This window comes from Diaphorobacter limosus (assembly GCF_033100095.1).
GTDB classification, from domain to species: domain Bacteria; phylum Pseudomonadota; class Gammaproteobacteria; order Burkholderiales; family Burkholderiaceae_C; genus Alicycliphilus; species Alicycliphilus limosus.
The window spans coordinates 2,750,342-2,773,122 of the sequence record NZ_CP136921.1; the positions used below are offsets into that span (position 1 = coordinate 2,750,342).

At 66.3% G+C, this 22,781-nt stretch carries 22 protein-coding genes; 8 read left to right on the forward strand and 14 right to left on the reverse strand.

Annotated elements, in window-relative coordinates:
• Positions 1–211 precede the first annotated feature (211 nt).
• From P4826_RS13270 to P4826_RS13320, 11 genes are all read right to left on the reverse strand, one after another.
• Complete coding sequence (locus P4826_RS13270; RefSeq protein WP_317700845.1) at positions 212–637, reverse strand: barstar family protein; 426 nt, start codon at positions 635–637, stop codon at positions 212–214.
• Positions 638–774: 137 nt separating this feature from the next.
• Positions 775–1,179 carry a guanyl-specific ribonuclease gene (locus tag P4826_RS13275; protein WP_317700846.1) on the reverse strand — a complete coding sequence of 135 codons (405 nt, stop codon included), beginning with the start codon at positions 1,177–1,179 and terminating at the stop codon, positions 775–777.
• A 189-nt stretch (positions 1,180–1,368) separates the two neighbouring features.
• Positions 1,369–3,678 (reverse strand): NADP-dependent malic enzyme, encoded by a 2,310-nt coding sequence (locus P4826_RS13280; RefSeq protein WP_317700847.1) that lies wholly within the window; start codon positions 3,676–3,678, stop codon positions 1,369–1,371.
• Positions 3,679–3,852: 174 nt separating this feature from the next.
• Complete coding sequence (locus P4826_RS13285; protein WP_317700848.1) at positions 3,853–5,448, reverse strand: cytochrome D1 domain-containing protein; 1,596 nt, start codon at positions 5,446–5,448, stop codon at positions 3,853–3,855.
• Between the two features lie 110 nt (positions 5,449–5,558).
• Positions 5,559–7,025, reverse strand: a complete 1,467-nt coding sequence (locus tag P4826_RS13290) for a M81 family metallopeptidase (RefSeq protein WP_317700849.1) — start codon at positions 7,023–7,025, stop codon at positions 5,559–5,561.
• Positions 7,022–8,287, reverse strand: coding sequence for a Zn-dependent hydrolase (locus P4826_RS13295; RefSeq protein ID WP_317700850.1), 1,266 nt, complete (start codon positions 8,285–8,287; stop codon positions 7,022–7,024). Before P4826_RS13295 ends, P4826_RS13290 begins: the two co-directional genes overlap by 4 nt.
• A gap of 14 nt (positions 8,288–8,301) precedes the next feature.
• Positions 8,302–9,009, reverse strand: coding sequence for an ABC transporter ATP-binding protein (locus P4826_RS13300; protein ID WP_317700851.1), 708 nt, complete (start codon positions 9,007–9,009; stop codon positions 8,302–8,304).
• Entirely contained in the window at positions 9,006–9,782 is a 777-nt protein-coding gene (locus tag P4826_RS13305) for an ABC transporter ATP-binding protein (protein ID WP_317700852.1), read from the reverse strand. Before P4826_RS13305 ends, P4826_RS13300 begins: the two co-directional genes overlap by 4 nt.
• The gene (locus P4826_RS13310; RefSeq protein WP_317700853.1) at positions 9,779–10,771 is read right to left on the reverse strand and encodes a branched-chain amino acid ABC transporter permease; all 993 of its coding nucleotides are present in this window, start codon (positions 10,769–10,771) and stop codon (positions 9,779–9,781) included. The genes P4826_RS13305 and P4826_RS13310 overlap by 4 nt, the downstream gene beginning before the upstream one ends.
• A 5-nt stretch (positions 10,772–10,776) precedes the next feature.
• Complete coding sequence (locus P4826_RS13315; protein ID WP_317700854.1) at positions 10,777–11,637, reverse strand: branched-chain amino acid ABC transporter permease; 861 nt, start codon at positions 11,635–11,637, stop codon at positions 10,777–10,779.
• An 82-nt stretch (positions 11,638–11,719) separates the two neighbouring features.
• Positions 11,720–12,925 carry an ABC transporter substrate-binding protein gene (locus tag P4826_RS13320; RefSeq protein WP_317700855.1) on the reverse strand — a complete coding sequence of 402 codons (1,206 nt, stop codon included), beginning with the start codon at positions 12,923–12,925 and terminating at the stop codon, positions 11,720–11,722.
• 162 nt (positions 12,926–13,087) lie between these two features.
• Here P4826_RS13320 and P4826_RS13325 point away from each other — a divergent pair, with 162 nt between their 5' ends.
• Both P4826_RS13325 and P4826_RS13330 read left to right on the forward strand, forming a co-directional pair.
• The gene (locus P4826_RS13325; RefSeq protein ID WP_317700856.1) at positions 13,088–13,900 is read left to right on the forward strand and encodes a FadR/GntR family transcriptional regulator; all 813 of its coding nucleotides are present in this window, start codon (positions 13,088–13,090) and stop codon (positions 13,898–13,900) included.
• A gap of 25 nt (positions 13,901–13,925) precedes the next feature.
• A complete protein-coding gene (locus P4826_RS13330; protein WP_317700857.1) occupies positions 13,926–14,990 on the forward strand; it encodes a Bug family tripartite tricarboxylate transporter substrate binding protein in 1,065 nt (354 codons plus the stop codon).
• Between the two features lie 76 nt (positions 14,991–15,066).
• On the opposite strand, the gene P4826_RS13335 is transcribed toward P4826_RS13330, so the two are convergent.
• Together P4826_RS13335 and aptA are read right to left on the reverse strand one after the other, a co-directional pair.
• Positions 15,067–16,584 carry a CoA-acylating methylmalonate-semialdehyde dehydrogenase gene (locus P4826_RS13335; RefSeq protein WP_317700858.1) on the reverse strand — a complete coding sequence of 506 codons (1,518 nt, stop codon included), beginning with the start codon at positions 16,582–16,584 and terminating at the stop codon, positions 15,067–15,069.
• Positions 16,585–16,704: 120 nt separating this feature from the next.
• Positions 16,705–18,060: an omega-aminotransferase AptA gene (aptA, locus tag P4826_RS13340; RefSeq protein WP_317700859.1), complete on the reverse strand. Its 1,356-nt coding sequence runs from the start codon at positions 18,058–18,060 to the stop codon at positions 16,705–16,707.
• Positions 18,061–18,212: 152 nt separating this feature from the next.
• On the opposite strand from aptA, the gene P4826_RS13345 reads away from it, so the two are divergent.
• The 5 genes from P4826_RS13345 (at position 18,213) to P4826_RS13365 (ending at position 21,328) form a co-directional block, all read left to right on the forward strand.
• Positions 18,213–18,434 carry an addiction module protein gene (locus P4826_RS13345; RefSeq protein ID WP_317700860.1) on the forward strand — a complete coding sequence of 74 codons (222 nt, stop codon included), beginning with the start codon at positions 18,213–18,215 and terminating at the stop codon, positions 18,432–18,434.
• Between the two features lies 1 nt (position 18,435).
• The gene (locus P4826_RS13350) at positions 18,436–18,738 is read left to right on the forward strand and encodes a type II toxin-antitoxin system RelE/ParE family toxin (RefSeq protein ID WP_317700861.1); all 303 of its coding nucleotides are present in this window, start codon (positions 18,436–18,438) and stop codon (positions 18,736–18,738) included.
• A 51-nt stretch (positions 18,739–18,789) separates the two neighbouring features.
• Positions 18,790–19,695, forward strand: a complete 906-nt coding sequence (locus tag P4826_RS13355; RefSeq protein ID WP_317700862.1) for a LysR family transcriptional regulator — start codon at positions 18,790–18,792, stop codon at positions 19,693–19,695.
• Between the two features lie 233 nt (positions 19,696–19,928).
• On the forward strand, positions 19,929–20,981 hold the full coding sequence (locus P4826_RS13360; RefSeq protein ID WP_317700863.1) for a dienelactone hydrolase family protein: 1,053 nt from the start codon (positions 19,929–19,931) through the stop codon (positions 20,979–20,981).
• Positions 20,982–21,004: 23 nt separating this feature from the next.
• The gene (locus P4826_RS13365) at positions 21,005–21,328 is read left to right on the forward strand and encodes a flagellar basal body protein (protein ID WP_317700864.1); all 324 of its coding nucleotides are present in this window, start codon (positions 21,005–21,007) and stop codon (positions 21,326–21,328) included.
• Here the strand turns inward: P4826_RS13365 and P4826_RS13370 are convergent.
• Positions 21,250–21,552 carry a DUF2061 domain-containing protein gene (locus P4826_RS13370; protein WP_317700865.1) on the reverse strand — a complete coding sequence of 101 codons (303 nt, stop codon included), beginning with the start codon at positions 21,550–21,552 and terminating at the stop codon, positions 21,250–21,252. The two genes, P4826_RS13365 and P4826_RS13370, sit on opposite strands and share 79 nt — an antisense overlap.
• Positions 21,553–21,713: 161 nt before the next feature.
• Here P4826_RS13370 and P4826_RS13375 point away from each other — a divergent pair, with 161 nt between their 5' ends.
• Positions 21,714–22,754, forward strand: a complete 1,041-nt coding sequence (locus P4826_RS13375; protein ID WP_317700866.1) for an SPFH domain-containing protein — start codon at positions 21,714–21,716, stop codon at positions 22,752–22,754.
• Positions 22,755–22,781 lie beyond the last annotated feature (27 nt).

Sequence of the window (22,781 nt, forward strand, 5' to 3'; positions counted from 1 at the left end):
CGCTCAACGCCCCAGCCAGACTATGCCGCTGCCAGCCAGTAGCCTACGTTGAACGGGCTGCTCATGCGCAGGGCCAGCGGGGACACATCCACCAGCTTGTCGGTGGGCATCTTCTCGCCCGTGGGGGTGATTTCAATCTGCGTGGCCTGGGAGGCAGCGCCTTGGCGCGGTTCCTCAGCCCGTTCCGCCTGGCCGGCGGTTGCAGAACGGGCTACAGAAAAGAATAGAAGCAGCGGAAGGCGATCTTGCGGTCGCTCCAGTAGTCGGCGGCATCGCGGAAGATGTCCAGCAGTTGCTCGCGCGCTTCCTTGTCAAACTTCACCGTGGCCGGGATCTGCTCGAGCACCACGACAAAGCCTGGCTGCGGGCCGGCCTTGTGCAGCGGGTCGGTCATGCAGTCGTACAGCGCGTCGAAGTTCTTGCCGAAATGCGCCGGAAAGGTGAACTGCGTGGCGATCAGCTCCAGCACATCCTGCTTGGTCTGGGCATGGGCCAGGTTGGCATACAGGAAATGCTGGCCCAGCACGCGCGCCGTCTCCTGCAGGTCGTGTACGCGAAAGGCGCGTATCGACTGCACGATGTTCGGGCGCACGCCGCGCAACAGCGTGTCCTGCTCTTGACGAAGTGGCGTTTCCATCTCCGTTGCTCTTTCTCTTAGAGATTCACGAATTACAGTGTCCGCAAGCGCCAGCGAGCTGTCCTGCGAATGAAAAGGGAAATGGTGCTCCACATCGGATCGCACCATGAAATCTGCGCTTGAAGACATCATCGGGTTCATTGCCTGATTTCTCGAAAGCTCGTGTAGTGGTCGCTGGTGTAATAGCAGGCATCGGGCATGCGTTTGGCGCCGCCGCAGACGATGCGCCTGGCGCCCCGGTGTGCCACCCCTGGTGTGCGCACCGTGTACTCCCGGTAGTAGCCGCGCTTCTTGGCGGGCAGCTGCCGCTCGCGATTGCCGAACACCGAACCATCCTTGTCGTGCGGAAACGGCCCGCCCTCGTGGATCAGCGCATAGGTGGCACGCCCCTCCTTGGGCAGCTCGGCCAGCGCGATGGGGGAGGAGACGGGGGTGTCCTGCCATTGCCGCGCGCCCACGCCAGCCGGTGCCAGCACCACCGCAGCACCCAGAGCGCACGCCACAATTGCCTTGTACGCCCGGTTGGCGACAGCCTTCAACATCCACTACACCTTTCAGAAATTGCGGGTTAACCCGAAATTTCAACCGGTTAGTGTGACAAAAACGCCACCAAAAGGCAAGCGCCTACCCAAAAAATGGGCAGGCGCAAAAGGTTAATTATCCTGAATCCCGCAGCAGGCGCGCTGCGCATGGCCCTGACGGGGGCAGGGCGCAGGATTCGGGAGCGCGGCTTACCGCGCCGCGTTGGCGTCGGCGACCGTCAAGGCCGTGATGTTGACGATGCGGCGCACGGTAGCGCTGGGGGTGAGGATATGCACGGGCTGGCCCGCGCCCAGCAGCACCGGGCCGATGGCGATGTTGCCGCCGGCGGCGGTCTTGAGCAGGTTGTAGGCAATATTCGCCGCATCGATGTTGGGCATCACCAACAGATTGGCGTCGCCCGCCAGCGTGCTGTGCGGCATCAGGGCCATGCGCGCCTTGCCGTCCAGGGCGATGTCGCCATGCATTTCGCCGTCCACCTCCAGCCAGGGGGCCTGCACGCGCAGCAGCTCCAGCGTCTGGCGCATCTTTACGGCGCTGGGCTGGTTGCTGTTGCCAAAGTTGGAGTGCGACAGCAGCGCCGCCTTGGGCTTGAGGCCAAAGCGCAATATCTCCTCGGCCCCCATGATCGTGATCTCGGCCAGCTGCTCGGCCGTGGGGTCGTAGTTCACATGGGTGTCCACCACGAACAGCTGGCGATTGGGCAGCAGCAGGGCGTTCATGCAGGCATAGGTGTGCACGCCGGCGCGCCGGCCAATCACCTGGTCGATGTACTGCAGGTGGTGTGCGGTGTGGCCCCAGGTGCCGCAGATCAGGCCGTCCACCTCGCCCTTGTGCAGCAGCATGGAGCCGATCAGCGTCAGGCGCCGGCGCAGCTCGATCTTGGCGATCGGCACCGTGACGCCCTTGCGCTCGGTCATGCGGTGGTAGGTCTGCCAGAAGTCGCGGTAGCGGTGGTCGTCCTCCACGTTCACCACGTCGTAGTCCTGGCCCTCCTTCAGGCGCAGGCCGAACTTTTCGAGGCGCTCGGCAATCACCGTCGGGCGGCCGATCAGCGTGGGCCGGGCGATATGTTCGTCCACCACGATCTGTGCCGCGCGCAGCACGCGCTCTTCCTCGCCCTCGGAGTAGGCAACGCGCTTCTTCGTCCCCATCTTGGCCGCCGTGAAGATGGGCTTCATGGTCGTGCCAGAGGCGTAGACGAAGGTCTGCAGGTGGTCGCGGTAGGCATCCATGTCCGCGATCGGGCGCAGCGCCACGCCGGAATCCAACGCGGCCTGGGCCACGGCCGGCGCGATCTTCATCATCAGGCGCGGGTCGAACGGCTTGGGGATCAGGTACTCGGGGCCGAAGGCCAGCGCCTCGCCCGCATAGGCCTTGGCCACCACCTCGCTCTGCTCGGCCTGGGCCAGCTCGGCGATGGCGTGCACCGCCGCGATCTCCATCTGCGTGGTGATGGTGGTGGCGCCGCAATCGAGTGCGCCGCGGAAGATGTAGGGGAAGCACAGGACGTTGTTGACCTGGTTCGGGTAGTCGGTGCGGCCGGTGGCGATGATGGCATCGTCACGCACGGCCTTCACGTCCTCGGGCGCGATCTCGGGATTCGGGTTGGCCAGCGCGAAGATCAATGGGCGCGGCGCCATCCTGGCCACCATGTCCTTCTTCAGCACGCCGCCGGCGGACAGGCCCAGGAAGATGTCGGCGCCCTCAATCACCTGGGACAGGCTGCGCAGCTCGGTCTTTTGCGCGAAGAAGGCCTTGTCCTCGTCCATGAGCTCGGCCCGGCCCTCGTAGACCACGCCGGCGATGTCGGTGACCCAGATGTTCTCGCGCGGCAGGCCCAGCTTGACCAGCAGGCCCAGGCAGGCCAGCGCCGCGGCGCCCGCACCCGAGGCCACGAGCCTGGCTGTCTTGATGTCCTTGCCCGCCACCTTCAGGCCGTTGATGATGGCAGCGCCGACGACGATGGCCGTGCCGTGCTGATCGTCGTGAAAGACCGGGATCTTCATGCGCTCGCGCAGCTTGCGCTCGACGTAGAAGCAGTCGGGCGCCTTGATGTCTTCCAGGTTGATGCCGCCGAAGGTGGGCTCCAGGCTGGCGATGATCTCGACCAGCTTCTCGGGGTCTTTCTCGTTGATCTCGATGTCGAACACGTCGATGCCCGAGAACTTCTTGAAAAGGACGCCCTTGCCCTCCATCACCGGCTTGCCGGCCAGCGGCCCGATGTCGCCCAGGCCGAGCACCGCCGTGCCGTTGGTCACCACGCCAACCAGGTTGCCGCGCGCGGTGTACTTGAAGGCGGCGTTCGGGTCCTTGACGATCTCCTCGCAGGGCGCGGCCACGCCGGGCGAATAGGCCAGCGCCAGGTCATGCTGGTTGATCATCTGCTTGGTGGCGCCAACGGTGATCTTGCCGGGCTGGGGGAACTCGTGGTATTCGAGCGCGGCCTTGCGCAGCAGGGCGCGCTTGTCTGCGGTGTCAGGGGTCTGGTCGTTGGGCATTGTTGTTTCTCCGGCGCAAGCCATTCCAAATCCGAACCGCCGGGTGGAATGTCAGCGGCGCATTGAGCGGCGATTGTACGACTGCCCTCTTGATGCACCCATGCGCGCAAGGCGCTTGCAGGGCGAAACAGTTTTGCCGAGGCAGCGGTGAATGGGTCAGGGCGTGAGTGAGTGTCAGTGCGGTACAGGCGGTTGCAGCCCTACGGTCACCGAGCGCGAACGAACATGCGAGAACACGCCCGCAGGAACGTCCACGTCAATGGACTTGACCTGTTTGAGCGTGTGCGCGTCGTAAATCACCAGCTGTCCACCTGGCAGGCCCTGGCTGCGATCTCCGCGATAGCGCGCGCTGACGTAGAAAAAATCGCCGCGCGCGGTGTACTCTGGAAAATGCGAATGACCAAGCCGGCCGGCCACCTCCAGCGTGTGCTCCACCTCGAGCGACTCCTTGCCGATGAACTGGAGCTTGTTGGCATTCGGGCCGGTGCCCACGATGTCCACGATGATCCACGGCGCATTCGGATGTGCGGCCGGCGACTCGGTGGGCCCTGCCACCGGGATGCGCTTGACCACTTCGAAGCTCTCCATGTCGAACACGGTCACCTCGTAGGACGGGCAGTCCACCTCGCCGATGTTGGTACCTATGCCCAGCAGGTGTCCGCCCGAGCGCACCAGGGCGCCAGAGCCCAGGTGCGGCTTGCAGCCGACCGGGATCTTGCGCACGATGCGCGCCTGGGCCAGGTCGATCACGGTGTTGACGTTGTCGTCGTATGAGGAGACCACGAAATGCCGGCCATCGGGGGAGAGAAAGCCGTCGTGCAGATGGCGCCCCACGTTGGTGACGGCGGTGATGGGCATGCCGCGCTGATCCAGATCCACGATCCACACCTGCCCCGCCTGCTCCAGCGCCACGACGAACCAGTTGGCGTAAGGCGTGGCGGTGATGATGCCGGCATCGGCCGGCACATGCCTGCCGTCCGGATCGACGCCAGCGAGCTCGATCATGTGCAGCGGCTCCAGCGTGCTCGCGTCCATGATCACCATGGTGTGCGGGACGTAGGAGCCTGCTGCCACATAGCGCCCGTCACGCGAAACCGCCAGTGAAATCCCGTTCAACCCCGCACGCACCTTGCGCACGGTGCGCATGGAGTACAGATCCACCTTGTGCACCCAGCCGGCATCGTCGCGAACATAGGCCCAGCGCGGGTCGGTGGGATGGAAATCCATCAGGTGTGGCGCAAATTCCGTCGCCACCGCACCCACCTGGCGGTGCGTGCGCCCGTCGTAGAACAGCACCTTGGCTTCCTTGCCCGCTCCCTGGCGGCTGCGCGACATGACGGCCATCAGGTCGTTCATGGCCGTGATGCGATAGGTGGGCGCAGTCGGCAGGGTGGACTCCTGCGCTACCAGCACTTGCAGAGAGTCGCGAATGTCCTGCATGCCCCAGGACAGGTTGCGTTGCGGCTGGGTGGTGATGAGCTCGGCCAGCAGGGCCTGATCCCTGGCGGGCAAGACGCCGCGCCATGAGGGATGCTGCGGCATCAGTGTCGGTGGCTTGCCCGCCACAATGCGGCCGGCCACCTGCTCCTTCGTGAGCTTGGTGACGTCCCGGTTCAGCGCCGGGCCTATGTAGCCACCTCGATCAGCGCCATGGCATACCGCGCAATGCCGGGTGTAAAGGCGCTCGGCACGATCAACGTCCAGAGCCTGTGCGGGCAGGGCGGCTGCGATCCATGCGAGTGCAGCCAGGGCGTAGCGCGTCACTGTCATTGCAGACCTCCCGGTGTCCACGACGGCCGAACCATAGCCACTGCCAGCATGCTGTCAAGCGATGACATCCGCCTTGATGTGGCGCAACCCAGTCCAGATGCGCAGCTTGTTTAGAGCGAGTCGAGCGGATAGACGGGACGATGCACATGCGTGAAGGGGAAGCGCGCATAGTCCGAGGTGGTGACGCCTGGGCTGTCGCATTCCACCAGGCCGGCGGACAGCGGCACGAACACCGGCCGGCAGTACATGCGCGACTTGAGCAGCAGGTAGCGAAAGCGCGTGGGATCCACGCCCACGCAATGGAATACGCCCAGATCCCAGGGCTCGTGCGGCTGCTCGGTGACCACGATCTGCGCGCTGCCTATGTCCAGGCATACCGAGCGGCCCATGTGGCAGCGTTGGCCGGTGTAGATCGGGCCGGTTACGGTGTAGCCGCCATCGCTGGCCGCATGCACCCGGCCGCGCAGTTGCAGCGGCTCTTTGTGCAGGCCCAGTTGAGCCAACGGCACCTTGTTGCCCAGGGCGACCTCCACCTCGGCGCCCACCCCGGCCTTGATCAGAGTGGCCACGGTCTCGGGGTCGCAGATGGGGCCCACGGCGATGCCCGTGAGGCCCTGTGCCAGGGCCGCCTGCAGCACGTCCATGGTGTCGCAGGTGCCGCCGGACATGCAGTTGTCGCCATGGTCCAGCAGCAGCACGGGGCGCGTGGCACCCTGGGCCAGGTTTGCGGCGCGGCGCAGCGAATCGGCCAGCGCTTCGCTGCGGTAGACATAGTCGGCGCGGCGCTGCCAGATCTGTTGTGCCAGGTCGTCCACGGCAGCCTGGGTTGCGTCCAGATCCTCCTCGCGGCAGGTGGCGACCACGCTCATGCAGGGCGCCTCTATGTCGGCCAGAGAGAAGCCGGCGAACACGGTCACCGCCGGCAGGCCGCCGTGTTCCAGCTGGCGTGCGGCATCGACGGCATCGCGCATGGCGCCCTCCAGCGTGGTGCTGCGCAGCGTGTGGCTCATCAGCGGCAGCGGGTGCCAGCACACGCGGTAACTGGCCTCGCCGCGCAGCATCTGCAGCAGCAGACGGCCGGCGTGCTCGCCGGTTTCGTACATGTCGATATGCGGGTAGGTCTTGAAGCCCACCATCACATCGGCGTTCTGCACCATCTGCTCGGTGATGTTGCCGTGCAGATCCAGTGCCACGCCCAGGGGCACGCCGGGCGCTGCGGCGCGCACGCGCGCCAGCAGGTCGCCTTCGCCGTCGGCGCTGTTCTCAGCCACCATGGCGCCGTGCAGATCCAGCAGGATGGCGTCGCAGCCCGGCGCGGCTTCCACGATGCGGCGCGTCAGCTCATCGTAGGCCGCGGCATGCACCGGGCCGCTGGGGTTGGCCATGGCCGACACCGGCGTGACCAGCGTCGCGCCCAGGCCCTCGGCCAGGTCGATGAAGGCCGCCATGGCGGTGCGCATGCCCTTGTTGGCGTGGTAAGCCTCTTCACCATAGGCGGGAGAAAACGCCGCGATGGGCGTGGGCACGGGCGAAAAAGTGTTGGTCTCGTGGTTCAGCCGCGCTATCAGGATCTTCATGCCACGACCTCCGCCGCCGCCAGCATGGCGCGCAGCAGGACGTTGCAGCCGGCCTCGAGGTGCTCGGCTGCAGCGTTCTCGATCTCGTTGTGGCTGATGCCGTCGTCGCAGGGCACGAAGATCATGGCCGCGGGCGCCACGCGCGCCAGGTACACGGCGTCGTGGCCGGCGCCGCTGACCACGTCCATGCTGCTATAGCCCAGGTCGTCGGCGTTGGCGCGCACGGCCTGCACCAGCTGCGGCGTGAACGGCTGGGGCGGGAAGTAGACCACTTGCTCCACCGTGATCTGCAGGCTGCGTTCCGTGGCGATGCGCGCGCAGGCGGCGCGCAGTGCGGCATCCATATCCAGCAGCTGTGCATCGTCGGGCGCGCGCAAATCCACGCTCAGGCTGGCACGACCCGGAATCACGTTGCGTGAATTCGGGAACAGCTCCATCGTGCCCACGGTGCCGCGCGCATGCGGGGCACGCTGCACTGCTATGCGGTTCACCTCCAGCACCAGTTCGCTGGCGGCCAGCAGCGCGTCGCGGCGCAGCTCCATGGGCGTGGGGCCGGCGTGGGCCTCCATGCCCTGGACGGTGACGTCGTACCAGCGCTGGCCCAGCGCGGCGGTGACCACGCCGATCACGCGCGCGTGGTTCTCCAGCACCGGGCCCTGCTCGATATGAGCCTCGAAATACGAACCCACGGCAGGTGCCGGGCCAAGCTGGCCCGCATAGCCTATGGATGCCAGCGCCTCGCCCACGCTCACGCCCTGCGCGTCGCGCTGCGCCAGCGCATGCTCCAGCGTGAAGGCGCCGGCAAACACGCCCGAGCCCATCATCACCGGCACGAAGCGCGAGCCCTCCTCGTTCGTCCACACCGCCACCTCGATGGGCGCGCGCGTGCGCACGCTGGCGGCGTTGAGCGTGCGCACGACTTCGAGGCCGGCCAGCACGCCGTAGTTGCCGTCGAACTTGCCGCCCGTGGGCTGCGTGTCGATATGGCTGCCGGTCATCACCGGTGGCAGGTTGTCGTCCTGGCCCGCGCGGCGCGCGAAGATGTTGCCGATCGCGTCCACGCGGATGCTGCAGCCGGCGCCCCGCGCCCATTGCACGAACAGGTCGCGGCCTTGGCGATCCAGGTCGGTGAGGGCGATGCGGCACACGCCCCCCTTGGGTGTGGCGCCGATCTGCGCCAGGTCCATCAGCGACTGCCACAGCCGCGCGCCGTCTATGCGCAGAGCGGCCAGGGCCGCATTGGGGGGAAGATGCCTGTCCATGGTGACTACTCCTTTCACACCAGGCCTACGCCCAGGTAGCGATCCTTGACGGCCTCGTCGGCCAGAAATTCGGCGTTGCCGGCCTCGTGCACGATGCAGCCCTGTTCGATGATGTAGTGGCGATCGGCCAGCTGCGTGCAGACCTCCAGGTTCTGCTCCACCAGCAAAATGGTCACGCCCGCAGCCTTGATTGTCTTGAGCTGGGCCACGATCTCCTCGACGATCACCGGGGCCAGACCTTCGACGGGCTCGTCCAGCATCAGCAGGCGCGGCGCGTTCATCAGCGCGCGGCCAATGGCCAGCATTTGCTGCTCGCCGCCCGAGAGCTGGCCGCCGCCGTTCGTGCGGCGCTCCTGCAGGCGCGGGAAGATGCGGTACACGTCGGCCAGCTGCCAGGGCGACTTCTTGCGCTGCGCCAGCAGCAGGTTTTCCTCCACCGTCAGCAGTTTGAAGATGCCGCGGTGTTCGGGCACCAGGCAGATGCCGCGCTGCGCTACCTGGTGCGTGGCCAGGCGGCTTGTGGCTTCGCCGGCAAAGCGCACCTGGCCCTGCGTGGGCTGCATCACGCCGGCAATGGTCTTGAGCGTGGTGGTCTTGCCGGCGCCGTTTCGGCCCAACAGGGTGACGAGCTCGCCCTCCTGCACCTGCAGCGACACGCCCTGCAGCACATGGCTCTTGCCGTAATGGGCGTGTATGGACTCCACCGACAGCAATGTCTTCATGCCTTGCCTCCGGTGATCATATTGCCCAGGTAGGCCGTGCGCACGCGCTCGTCGTTGCGGATCTCGGCGGGCACGCCCTCGGCCAGCACGCGGCCCAGCTGCATGACGGTGATGGTGTCGGAGATGTCCATGACGATGCCCATGTTGTGCTCTATGAGCACCACGGTGTGCTCGTCTTTCAGGCCCTGTATCAGCCGCTTCATGTCGTCGAGGTCGTCAATGCCCATGCCGGACGTGGGCTCGTCCAGGAAGATGGCCTTCGGTTTCGCGGCCAGGGCCATGCCCACTTCCAGCCGCCGCTGCTGGCCGTGCGACAGGTTGCCGGCCGGCGTGCCAGCGTGGCGCGCCAGGCCCACGCGCTCCAGTACCTGGGCCACGGTGTCGGCGCAGGAGCGCGCGCCCGTGGGCGCGTTCCAGCAGTCCAGCGCCTTGGCCGGCGCCACGCCCTGCGCGGCCAGGCGCAGGTTCTCGCGCACCGGCAGGGTCAGGAACAGGCTGGTGACCTGGAAGGAGCGCGCCATGCCGCGGCGCACGCGCCGGTGGTCGGGCTCGCGCGTCACGTCATGGCCGTCGAACAGGATGCGACCGCCGCTCACGGCCTTGGTGCCGGTGAGCATGTGGAACAGCGTGGTCTTGCCCGCGCCGTTGGGGCCGATCACCGAATGCACGGTGTTGGCGCGCACCTTCAGGTCCACGCCGCCCAGGGCGACGAACTTGCCGTAATGCTTGGCCACGCCCTGGGCTTCGAGCAGGATGGGTGCGGTGGTGCTCATGCCTGGCCTCCGTTCGATGCGGCGGCTTCGGGTGTGGCGGGCTCCGGCCCCTTGCGGCGCAGCAGCGCCCATAGGCTCTCGCCCAGGCCCCACAGGCCGCGCTGCAGGCCCAGGCTCACAACCATCAGCACCACGCCTAGCAGCAGCAGCCAGCGCGGCCACAGCGTGGACAGCCAGTCGCCCAGCAGAACGTAGAAGGCCGCGCCCAGCACCGAGGCCAACAGATTGCCGGTGCCGCCGATGACGGTCATCACGATGATCATCTCGCTGGTGTGGTACTCCACGTTGGACAGCGGCGCGATGCCGGTCATCATGGCGTGCAGGGCGCCGGCCAGGCCGGTGACGGCGCCCGAGATCACGAAGGCCTGCAGCTTCAGCAACCGTAGGTCGTAACCCACGGCGGCGGCACGCTCCTCGTTGTCGCGCACGGCCAGCAGCGTGCGGCCGAACATCGAATCGCAGACGCGGCGCAGCAGCCAGAACGCCAGCAGGAACAGCACGGCCACGAAGCCGTAGTACTGCCAGGGCGAGACCAGCGGCCACAGCGTCTGGCCGGCGACGGCGAGCGACGGGCGCGGTATATCGAGCAGACCGTTGTCCCCGCCCGTCAGGCCGGGCAGCGAATAGGCCAGGAAATAGAACATCTGCGCGAATGCCAGCGTCAGCATGACGAAGTAGGTGCCGCGCTGGCGAATCGCGATCCAGCCCACCACGGCCGCGCCCATGGCCCCCATGGCCACGGCCGCCAGCAGCGCCAGCGGCATGGGCAGGGGCCAGCGTGTGAGCAGCAAGGCGATGGTGTAGCTGCCCAGGCCGAAGAAGATGCCCTGGCCGAACGACAGCAGCCCCGTGTAGCCCAGCAGCAGGTTGCAGCCCATGGCGGCGAGGGCGTAGATCAGCACCTCGCTGGCGAGAGAGCCCGACTGCATGAACAGCGGCATGGCGATGACGATGGCCAGCGCGAGGAAAAGGTGGGAATGCCTGGTCATGGGGATCATCCTTTGCGGCCCAGCAGGCCATGGGGGCGCAGCAACAGCACGGCGGCCATGGCCACGTAAATCATCAGGCGTGCGCCTTCGGGCCACAGCGTGCTCATCACGCTTTGCACGATGCCGATGAGAATGCCGCCCACCAGCGCCCCGCTGAAGCTGCCCAGCCCGCCCACCACCACGATGACGAAGGCCACGCCGAGCGCCTCTATGCCCATGAAGGGCTCGGCCCCGCGTATCGGCGCGGCGAGCACGCCGGCCAGCGCCGCCGTGGCTGCACCGAGCGCGAACACCAGGCTGAAGATGGCGAACACGTTCAGGCCCAGCAGCGACACCATCTCGGTGGATTCGCTGCCGGCGCGCACCGCGCTGCCCAGGCGCGTGCCCTCCAGCAGCCACCACAGCAGCAGCGCCAGCACGGCTGTGAAGCCGATCACGAACAGCCGGTACTTGGGGTAGACAAAGCCGCCCCACATGACCACGCCCTGCAGCAGATCCGGCACGGCCACGCTGTCGCCCAGCGGCCCCCACTGCAGGATCACGAGCTCCTGCACCACCAGGGCCAGGCCCACGGTGACCAGGATGTGGAACTCGTGCGGCTTGGCGTAGACATGGCGCAGCAGCAGCTTCTCAGTGAGCCAGCCGATCGCCCCCACGGCCAGGGGGGCGAGCAGCAGCGTCCACCAGAAGCTCCAGCCCCAGCGCGTCATCTGGTAGCAAAAGTAAGCACCTATCAGGTAGAACGCACCGTGCGCGAAGTTCACGAAGCGCAGCAGACCGAAGACGATGGACAGGCCCACGGCCAACAGGAAATACAGCATGCCAATGCCGATTCCGTTGATGGTCTGTAGCAGGTAGATGCTCATGATTGGCTATTAGAAAAATAGCTGTCAGCGCTTTGCTGGAAAGCGCTGAATGGCCTTTTTGCTTAAAGATGGCGGCGGGGCGTCAGGCCAGCTTGCAGCCGGTCTGGTCCACGGGCAGGAAGGACTTGCCGGAGCTGATCACATCCACGTAGTCATCCTTGTTCTTCATCTTCGCCTTGGCCTTGCCCTTGAGCAGGTAGTAGTTTTTGAGCACCTGGTGGTCCGCCTTGCGCACCTCCTCCTCGCCCGTCAGGCCCTGGTACTTCATGCCTTCGAGTGCGGCGATGACGGCCTTTTGCTCCACCGAGCCGGCCTTGACGATGGCGTCGATGAGCAGCTTGGTGCAGATGTAGGAGCCCGCCAGGCTGTAGTTGGGGTTGGCCTTGAACTTGTCCTGGCAGCGCTTGACCAGATCCAGGTTTTGCGGGGCGTCCGCCGTGTGCCAGTACTGCGCGCCAAAGTACACGCCGTCGCACAGGTCGGCGCCCAGCGACTCGAACTGCTCCAGCCCCGAGGCCCAGGCGATGAGGATGGTCATGTTCTTGTGCATGCCGAAGCTGATGGCCTGGCGCAGCGTGTCGGACGACTGGGCGCCAAAGTTCAAGAGCAGCAGCACATCGGGCTTGGCGGCCACGGCGTTGGTGAGGTAGCCGCTGAACTCCTTCTCGGTCAGCGAGTGGTAGCTGTTGCTCACATGCTCTATGCCCTTTTCCTTGAAGATGTTCTTGGCTGCCGACAGCAGGCCATCGCCGAACACATATTGCGGCGTGATCGTGTACCAGCGCTTGGCCTTCGGCATGGCCTCTACCAGTGGACGCACGGTCTGCTCGATGGCACCGAAGGTGGGCACGGACCAGCGGAAGGTGGCGCTGTTGCAGTCCTTGCCGGTGATCTCGTCGGCGCCGGCCGTGGTGATGAACACGCCGCCGGCCTTCTCGGCCTCCTTGCCCATGGCCAGCGCCTCGGACGACAGAATGCCGCCGGCAAAGAAGCGTGCGCCCTGCTGCTGTGCCGATTCCTGCACCTTGCGCACCGCCGTCGCCGGCTTGCCCTCGGTGTCCAGCAGCGTATAGGCCAGCGGCCGGCCCAGCGCCTTGCCGTACTGCTCTATGGCCAGCTTCATGCCCAGGTCGGCGAACTTGCCGTTGGCTGCGAACGGGCCCGACATGGGTACCGGGCAGCCGAACTGGATCGCGTCCTTGGCCTGTGCCCAGGCAGTGGGTGCCAGCGACAGCGAGGAGGGCAGGGCGCCGAGCGCGGCAAGTTGCAGAAGGTGACGACGTTGCATGATGTGGTGTCTCCGTGGCGGTGTAGGTGTAGTGACTGGTTCCGGGGCCGATTTCGGAGTGCGTGAGCGCAATTTCATGCCTGCAATGCGTACGAACCCCTTAACTCCTGTTTATAGTGATAAATACAATAAACATTACGCGTGAAAACCCTTGAACTGACCATGACCAAACCGAAGACTTCCTCATTGGCGATCAAACAGCTCAAGCGCTCGGATCTCGTGGCCCAGGAGGTCAAGCGCCTGATCACCGAGAAAAATCTCAGTCCCGGCGACCGCCTGCCGCGTGAAATCGAGCTGCAGGAGCAGTTCCAGGTCAGCAAGGGCACGATCCGCGAGGCGCTCAAGTCGTTGGAGGTGCAGGGGCTGATCACCATCTCCACCGGTCCGGCGGGTGGCGGCACCATCGCCGAGGTGCCGCTCGATCGCACGCTGCAGTTCATGCAGAACTACCTGTTCTTCCAGGAGGTGACGATCGACGACATCTACACCGTGCGCCAGATGCTCGAACCCGAGCTGGCGGCAGGCGCCGTGCCGCACCTGACCGAGGCCGACTTCGAGGCGCTGGAGCACAGCATCAGCTGCTGTGACCCCACGCAAAGCCATGAGGATTTGCTCACCCAGCGGCGCGAGGATGTGAACTTTCACGACATCCTGGCCGCGGCCAATCCCAACCCCTTCCTGCGCTTTTCCTGCGAGCTCATCAACGAGATGATTCGCCAGCTCATCGTCTTCGGCAACCGCACGCCGCAGACCGAGCACCGGCGCTTTGGCGAGGCCAACGCGCAGTTCCACCGCGACATCGTGCAGGCCGCCCGCGCGCGTGACGCCGAGCGGGTGCGCGTGCTGATGCACCAGCACATGCAGGACGCCGCCAGCAGCGTCAAGCGCATGAAGGGGCGCATCCAGGGGCGACTGATCCTGGATGCGGACACGCTGCGCCGGCCCAGGCCCGTGGCCGGGCGCAAGCGTGCCTGAAGTGGGCTCTGCGTCTCGCAAGTCCATGGGAGCTGATAAGCTGCGCCGCGTTTTTCAACCATCCAACGAACCCATTACCCATCCATTCAGCGGCGCCCCCGGTTGCATCCGCGCGCCATGGCGCGCCTTGGCCGGCGGCCTGGCTTTCGTGGCCTTGCTGGCCGCTCCTGTGGCGCAGGCCCAGCAAGGCGCCTACCCGTCCAAGCCCATACGCCTCATCGTGCCGTTCGCGCCCGGTGGCTCGACCGATATCCTGGGCCGCCTGCTGGCGCAAAAGCTGGGCGAGAGCATGCAGACCAGCGTGGTGGTGGAGAACAAGCCTGGCGCCAACGGCACCATAGGCTGCGACCTGGTGGCCAAGGCGCCACCGGACGGCTACACCGTCATCCTGGGCGATGTGGGCTGCATGTCCATGGCGCCGGGTCTGTACTCCCGCTTGCCCTACGACCCGCTGCGCGACTTCGCGCCCGTGAGCCTGGTCGGGCGCAGCCCGCTGGTGCTGACCGTGGGCACGCAAAGCCCGCTGCAGTCGCTCCAAGACCTGACGGCCGCGGCGCAGGCTGCGCCGGGCAAGCTCAACTACCCCTCGTCCGGCACGGGCGGTCCCAACCATCTGGGGGCGGAGCTGTACGCCATGCAGGCCAAGGTCAAGGTCAGCCACATACCGTACAAGGGCAGCGCGCCGTCGGTGGTGTCGCTGGTGGCGGGTGAGACGGATTTCGGCTTTCTCACGGCGGTGACGATCGCCTCGCAGCTCAACGCCGGCAAGGTGCGCGCGCTGGCCGTGGCGCACACCGAGCGCCTGCCGGCCATGCCCAACGTGCCCACCATGTCGGAGGCCGGCCTCAAGGGCTTCACGGCCGATGCCTGGTTCCTGGCCGCCGTGCCGGCGGGCACACCCAAGCCCATCGTCGATCGCCTCTACGCCGAGATCGCCAAGGCCCTGCCCGTGCCCGACGTGAAGGCCAAGCTCGACTCCATGGGCGTGCTGGCCTCGGGCCTGGATCCGCAGGCCTCGGCGCAGTTCCTGCGCACCGAGGTGGACAAGTGGCGCGGCGTGATCAAGACCGCCGGCATCACGCTCGACTGAAGTCCTCGCAGAATGCACAAGGCCCCCGAACCTCACGGCTCGGGGGCCTTGTGCATTGAGTGCAATCGGCGCGTGGTCAGCGGCTGCTCGGAAAACTGAACACCGCGCCCTCGCGCACGCCGGCGCTGGGCCAGCGCTGGGTGATGGTCTTGCGCTTGGTGTAGAAGCGCACGGCATCCGGGCCGTAGGCGTGCAGGTCGCCGAACAGCGAACGCTTCCAGCCGCCGAAGGAGTGGTAGGCCACGGGCACGGGCAGGGGCACGTTCACGCCCACCATGCCGACCTGGATGTGGTCGGTGAAGTAGCGCGCGGCCTCGCCGTCGCGCGTGAAGATGCAGGTGCCGTTGCCGTACTCGTGCGCGTCGATCAGCGCCATGGCCTCTTGCAGCGTCTTGACGCGCACCACGCCGAGCACGGGGCCGAAGATTTCCTCCTGGTAGATCTTCATGCCGGGTTTGACGTTGTCGAACAGGCAGGCGCCGAGGAAGTAGCCGTCCTCATGTCCCGCCACCTGCACGCCGCGGCCGTCCACCACCAGCTGCGCGCCTTCGGCCACGCCGCTGTCCACATAGGCCTTGACCTTCTCAAAGTGCTGGCGCGTGACCAGCGGGCCCATGTCGTTGCCGTTGTCCGTGCCGGGGCCGACCTTCATCCTGGCGATCTCGGCCTTCAGGCCGGCCACCACGGCGTCGCCTACTTCGTCGCCCACGGCCACCAGCAGCGGGATGGCCATGCAGCGCTCGCCGCAGCTGCCGTAGGCCGCGCCCATCAGCGCGTTGACGGCGTTGGCCACGTCGGCGTCGGGCATCAGCACGGCGTGGTTCTTGGCGCCGCCCAGGGCCTGCACGCGCTTGCCATGCTTGCAGCCTTCCGAATAGATGTATTCGGCGATCGGCGTCGAGCCGACAAAGCTCACCGCCTTCACGCGCGGGTCTTGCAGCAGCGTATCGACGGCGGTCTTGTCGCCGTTGACGACGTTGAGCACGCCGGGTGGCAGACCGGCTTCCAGCGCCAGCTGGGCGATGAACAGGGTGCTGCTCGGGTCGCGTTCGGAGGGCTTCAAGACAAAGGTGTTGCCACAGGCCACGGCCATGGGCCACATCCACAGCGGCACCATGGCCGGAAAGTTGAACGGCGTGATGCCGGCCGTGACGCCCAGCGCCTGGTGCTCGGCCCAGCTGTCTATGCCGGGGCCGACGTTGCGGCTGTGTTCGCCCTTGAGCAGCTCGGGGGCGTAGCTGGCGTATTCCACGTTTTCTATGCCGCGCTGGATCTCGCCGTGCGCGTCGGACAGCACCTTGCCGTGCTCGGCGGTGATCATGGCGGCGATCTTGTCGGCGTTTTCTTCCAGCAGCACTTTCAGCCGGCTCATGACCCGCGCGCGCTTGAGCGGTGGCGTGGCGCGCCAGGCGGGGAAGGCGGCCTCGGCGCTGGCGATGGCCGCCTCCACCGTGGCCTTGCTCGCCAGCGCCACGCTGGTGGTCGACTGGCCGGTGGCGGGGTTGAACACGGGCTGGGTGCGCTCGGTGTCGGCGACGAGCTGGCCGTCAATGAGGTGGCCTACGGTGGCGGTGACGTTCTGGTCGTGGTGCATGAGGTGCTGCTGAAAATTTGATAAAAAGTGGGTGTAGCGCTTATCTGGTAAGCGCTGATAGCTATTGTTTTTATGGTGCGTGGAGCATGGAGAGCCGGCGGGACGCCGGCGCTCCCAGGTTCAGGCGGTCTCTTGCAGTGCGTCGCCCAGAGCGCTGACCAGGCGGTTGATCTCGGCCTCGGTACTGATGAAGGGCGGCGCCAGCTGAATCGTGTCGCCGCCGTAGCGCACGTAGAAGCCCTTGTCCCAGCACTTCATTGCCACCTCGTAGGGGCGGCGCGCCGGCTCGCCGGGCAGGCTGGCGATGGTGAAGCCCGCAGCCAGGCCGTAGTTGCGGATGTCGGCCACATGCTTCGCACCCTTGAGGCCATGCACGGCGTTCTCAAAATACGGCGACAGCGCCTTGACGCGCGCCGGCATGTCTTCCTTCTGCAGGATGTCCAGCACCGCGTTGCCCGCCGCGCAGGCCACGGGGTGGGCCGAGTAGGTGTAGCCGTGGGCAAACTCCAGCATGTACTCGGGCCCGCCCGCGGCCATGAAGGTGTCGTAGATTTCTTTGGCTGCAACGCAGCCGCCCAGCGGCTGGGCGCCGTTGGTGACCTGCTTGGCAAAGTTCATGATGTCGGGCGTCACGCCGAACACCTCGGCGCCCGTCCAGCCGCCGCAGCGGCCAAAGCCGGTGATGACCTCGTCGAAGATGAGCAGGATGTTGTTCTGCGTGCAGATCTCGCGCAGGCGCTGCAGGTAGCCCGCGGGCGGAATGACGACGCCGGCCGAGCCCGAGAACGGCTCGACGATCACGGCGGCGATGTTGCTCGCGTCATGCAGGGCAATCACGTCCAGCAGCTTGTCGGCCAACGCCCGGCCGTCGGTATCGGGCATGCCACGGCAGAACGAGCCCAGCGGCGGCTGGGTGTGGGGCATGTGGTCGGCCTCCACGCCCTGGCCAAACAGCTTGCGGTTGCCCACCATGCCCCCCACCGAGATGCCGCCAAAATTCACGCCGTGGTAGCCCTTCTCGCGGCCGATCAGCCGCGTCTTGCCGCCCTGGCCCTTGGCGCGCCAGTAGGCGCGTGCCATCTTCAGCGACGTGTCGGCCGCCTCGGAGCCGGATCCGGTGAAGAACACATAGTCCAGGCCCGCCGGGGTCAAGTCCTTGATGCGGTTGGCCAGTTCGAATGCGGCCGGGTGGCCAAACTGGAAGGCCGGGGCGTAGTCCAGGTTGGCGGCGGCGCGGCCGATGGCCTCGGCCACTTCCTTGCGGCCATGGCCCAGGCCCGAGCACCACAGGCCCGACAGGCCGTCAAAAATCTTGCGCCCGTCGGCATCGGTGTAGTAGGCGCCCTGGGCGCCGACCACCATGCGCGGATTCGCCTTGAAGTTGCGGTTGCCGGTGAACGGCATCCAGTGGGCGTCGAGCCAGGCGGCGTCCTGGCGGATGGCGGTGCGGTTGTCGTCAACGACGGCAAAGGACATGGCGGTCTCCTGTGAATGAATGCAGCGATTGTTGGCCAGGACGATAATTCTTAAAAGTATCAAATATCAACGTTTACTTGCTTGAACATGCAAGAAAAACCATCCCCGTACTAGTTGGGCTAACATTCCTCGGTTGACGCACTGGAGCCGCCATGACCACCATCAACATCGCCGAACTGCCCGTGGCCGAAAAGTTGCGGCTCATGGAAGCGCTGTGGGATGCCCTGAGCGCACAGGCCGAGCAGGCCGCCGTTCCCGCCTGGCACCGGGAAGTGCTGGCCCAGCGCCTGCAGCGCCTGGACGGCGGCACCGAACCCGTCACACCCTGGACGCAGGCCAAGGAACGCATTCGCGCGCAGGTCAGGGCGGCGTGACGTGGCGCGGGTGCAGATTGCCCGGTCGGCGGAAACCGATCTCCTGGAAGGCTATGTGTTCTACGAACAGCAGCAGGCGGGCATAGGCGACTATTTTCTCGACAGCCTGTCCGCAGAGATCGATGCACTCGCCTTGTACGCGGGTGTTCACCCCAGACCCGATAGCCGCCTGCACCGCACATTATCCAGGCGCTTTCCTTTCGCCATTTACTACGACCTGAAAGGCGACATCGCCACGGTCGTGGCCGTGCTCGATTGCCGCCAGAACCCGGCGTCCATCGCTCAGCGGCTCGGGCGGCCGTAATCGGTGGTCATGAAACGGCCTGCTTCCTCTACCCCCCGCCCACGCGCCGTCATGGGCCAGCTATCCGACATGGACCTGCGCCTGCTGCAGGTCTTCAAGGCCGTGGTCGAATGCGGCGGCATGGCGGCGGCCGAGCTGGAGCTGAACATCGGCACCAGCACCGTCAGCCGCCATGTGAAGGATCTGGAGACACGCCTGGGCATGACCCTGTGCCGCCGCGGCCGGGCCGGCTTTGCCCTGACGCCCGAGGGCCAGCGTGTGTACGAGGAGACGCTGCGCCTCTTGGCCAGCGTGCGCGGCTTTCTGGGCAGCATCGACGACATCCACGCGCGCATGGGCGGGCAGCTGGCCGTGGCGGTGTTCGACAAGACCGCCAGCAACCCGGCCGCGCGCATCCACGCCGCCATTGCCACCTTTGCCGAGCAGGCGCCCGACGTGCAGCTGCAGCTGCATGTGGGCTCAATCAACGCCATAGAGCGCGGCATCATCGACGGCGGCTTTCAGGTGGGCATCATCCCGGCGCACCGCAGCTCGCAAAGCCTTGACTACACCGACCTGTTTGGCGAAACCATGCTGCTGTACTGCGGCGCCGGTCACCCTTTGTTTGGGGCGGCGCATGACGCGCTGGACTGGGACGCCGTGCGCCGCCACCCCTTCGCCGGCCTGGGCTACCACTCGCCCAACATGGAGCTGTCGCACCAGGCGCAGCTTGAGCGCACCGCCACCGGTTTCGACCAGGAATCCATCGCCACGCTGCTGCTGTCCGGGCGCTTTCTGGGCTTTCTGCCCGACCACTATGCCGAGGCCTTCGAGCGGCGCGGCCGGCTTCAGGCCGTGCGGCCGGATCTGTTCCATTACCGCTGCCAGTTCGTCAGCCTGCTGCGCCGCTCGCCCGCGCCCAGCCGGGCGGCGCTGCTGTTCCAGCAATGCCTGGCACAGGCGCATGCGGCGGTGTAAGCGGCATTGACAGCGGCACGGCGAGGTCTAGTACAGCAACCCGGAAATATCGAAACATGAAAGCGCGCCTTCGCACCCATGGCGGCGTTGCAAATCCTCGCGATAGCTATGGCTATCGCTGCGGTTTGCGCCTTGCCCTGGGCGCGAATCCATCGCTTTCATTTTGTTCCTCTACTTCCAGGTTGCTGTACTAGCATTTCTGCCCGGCGCTCATGCCACGAAAAGGACAGATCATGATGCCCAGCATTCGACAAGCGGTTTCATTTGCGCGTTGTCTGGCGGGCGTGCTGCTCGCCGCCCTGGCGGCCGGCCATGCGGCGGCCCAGGATGTGGTGAGCAACTTCGCATCCGGCCCCGGCAATGGTGTCTATGCCTTTGCCAGCACCACCCCCAAGACCCTGCCCGATCTGATGAAGGGCGGCGCTGGCGCCGAGGCGGTGAACATCCGCGGCCATTTGTTCCTGCCGCCGGGCGATGGCGCCAAGCTGCCCGCCGTGGTGCTGCTGCACGGCTCGGGCGGCGTCTACGATGCCTTGCTCAATTACTGGCCCAAGCAGTTCAACGCCGCCGGCATGGCGGTCTTCGTGCTGGATATGTTCGGCCCGCGTGGCGTGCAGAGCACGGCCGAGGATCAGTCCAGCGTGCCGTTCGTGGCCGACGTGGCCGACAGCTTCGCGGCCCTCCGGCTGCTGGCCACGCACCCGCGCATAGACCCCAAACGCATCGCCCTGATGGGGTTTTCGCGTGGCGGCAGCGCCACCCTGCGCGCCAACGTGACGCGCATCATCGCCGCGCAAAGGCTGCCCGACGGCCTGCGCTACGCTGCCTTCATACCCACCTATGCCGGCGGTTGCGTGGGCGTGTTCCGCCTGGTGGTCAGGTCGGGCGTGTTTACGCCGGCACCGATGCTGTTCATCCACGGAGATGCCGATGACTACACCCCCATCGGCCCCTGCCTGGACTATGCCGACAAGATCGGCAGGGCCGGCACGCCGGTGCAGTTCGTCACCCTTGCCGGCGCGAGGCACAAGTTCGACGCCGACGATCAACGCCGCCATCAGATGCGCAACGCGGTGCGCATCAGGCCGGACTGCACGGTCGAGACCGATATCGATACCCTGACCGCCCATGACGGCGCCACGGGGGCGCGCCTGCAGGGGCCGGCCTACCGCGACGCGCTCAAGGCCTGCCAGGCCGTGGGCGCCACCGTCGAGGGCAGCACCAAGGCCCGTGACCAGGCGACGCAGGCGGCGCTGGCGTTCCTGAAGAAGGTGTTCGGGCTGTAGCCGGGCCTACAGTTGGCCGCCCCATGGCCGATACCAGGGAGACCATGTCCTCGCTACTGTCCATCGCCTCATCCGGCCTGCAGGCCGCGCAGCTGCGCCTGAATGCCAGCGCCCACAACGTCGCCAACCTGAATACCCCCGGTTTCAAGGATCAGACGGTGCAGCAGCAGGCCGTGCCGCCAACGGGCGGCGTGCAGGCGCGGACGGCCCAGGCGGCGCGGCCCGGCGTGGCGCTGGAGGCCGAGGCCGTGGAGCAAATCACCGCCTCTTACGCCTTCAAGGCCAATGCGCTGGTGCTGCGCACGGCCGACGACATGGCGGGCACGCTGCTGGATACGCTGGCCTGAGCGGCCGCCTTGCGCTCTGCCGCCCGCTGCCACGCCTTTTCATGGAAGAAGAACGCCACCGCCTGCACCGTGGGCTCCAGCAGGCTCAGCGTGAGCGAGGCGATCCAGTTGCCCGTGACGGCATAGGCCACCATGGCGGCCACGCAGATGTGGATGACGTAGTAACTGCCGGTCTTGGCCAGCGTAGGCAGGTTGTTGCGGGCGGCGTTGCGGATGCGGGACATGGTGCACTCCTTGTTTGGTCTAATAAATGATAGTCATTCTCATTTAATTCGCCAATGGCTTATGGCTATCCCGCGGATAGCGGCCCTGGCGTGCCGGGTGCGGCCGCTATGATGGCCGCTCGTTTTTTCACCCCCCTCCAGACCCGAACGGGAGCACGACCATGGCCCTCATGGACTTCATCAAGAAGCAGTTCATCGACATCCTCCAGTGGACCGAAGAGGGCGACGGGACGCTGGCCTGGCGCTTCCCCATGGCGGGCATGGAGATCCAGACGGGCGCCACCCTGGTGGTGCGCGAGTCGCAGATGGCGCTGTTCGTCAACGAGGGCCAGGTGGCCGACGTCTTCGGCCCCGGCACCTACAAGCTCACCACCCAGACCCTGCCGGTGCTGACCTACCTGAAGAACTGGGACAAGCTGTTCCAGTCGCCCTTCAAGAGCGACGTGTACTTTTTCAGCACGCGCCAGCAGATTGACCAGAAATGGGGCACGCCCCAGCCCATCACCATCCGCGACAAGGACTTTGGCGCCGTGCGCCTGCGCGCCTTCGGCAACTACGCCTATCGCGTGGCCGACCCCAAGCTGCTGCACACCGAGATCTCTGGCACGCGCGAGTCCTACCCCGCCGCCCACCTGGACGGCCAGCTGCGCGGTCTGGTGCTGCAGAACATCAGCAACGCCATCGCCAGCAGCGGCGTAGCGTTTCTCGACCTGGCGGCGAATCAGCTGATGTTTGCCGACGCGCTGGCCAGGGAGCTGGCGCCCGCATTTGAGAAGCTAGGCCTCAAGCTCGAAGCCATGACGGTGCAGAACCTGTCGCTGCCCGAGGAGCTGCAAAAGGTGCTGGACCAGAAGATTGGCATGGGCATGGTCGGCGGCGACATGGGCAAGTTCATGCAGTACCAGACGGCCCAGGCCATCCCCAAGCTGGCCGAGGGCGCGGCGGGCGGAGGCGGCGGCGGCGTGGTCGGCGACGCCATGGGCCTGGGCGCCGGCGTGGCCATGGGCCAGGTGCTGGCGCAGAACCTGCAGGCCGGACTGGCCGGTGGCGCCGCGCCGGCCGCTCCCGCGGCCCCGGTCGGCGTGCGGCCCGACGAGGTCATGGCCACGCTGGAGAAGCTGGCCGAGCTGAAGGCCAAGGGCATCCTGACCCAGGAAGAGTTCGACGCCAAGAAGGCCGAGCTTTTGAAGAAGCTGGTTTGACTCCTATTTTCATAGCTGTTGGCGCTT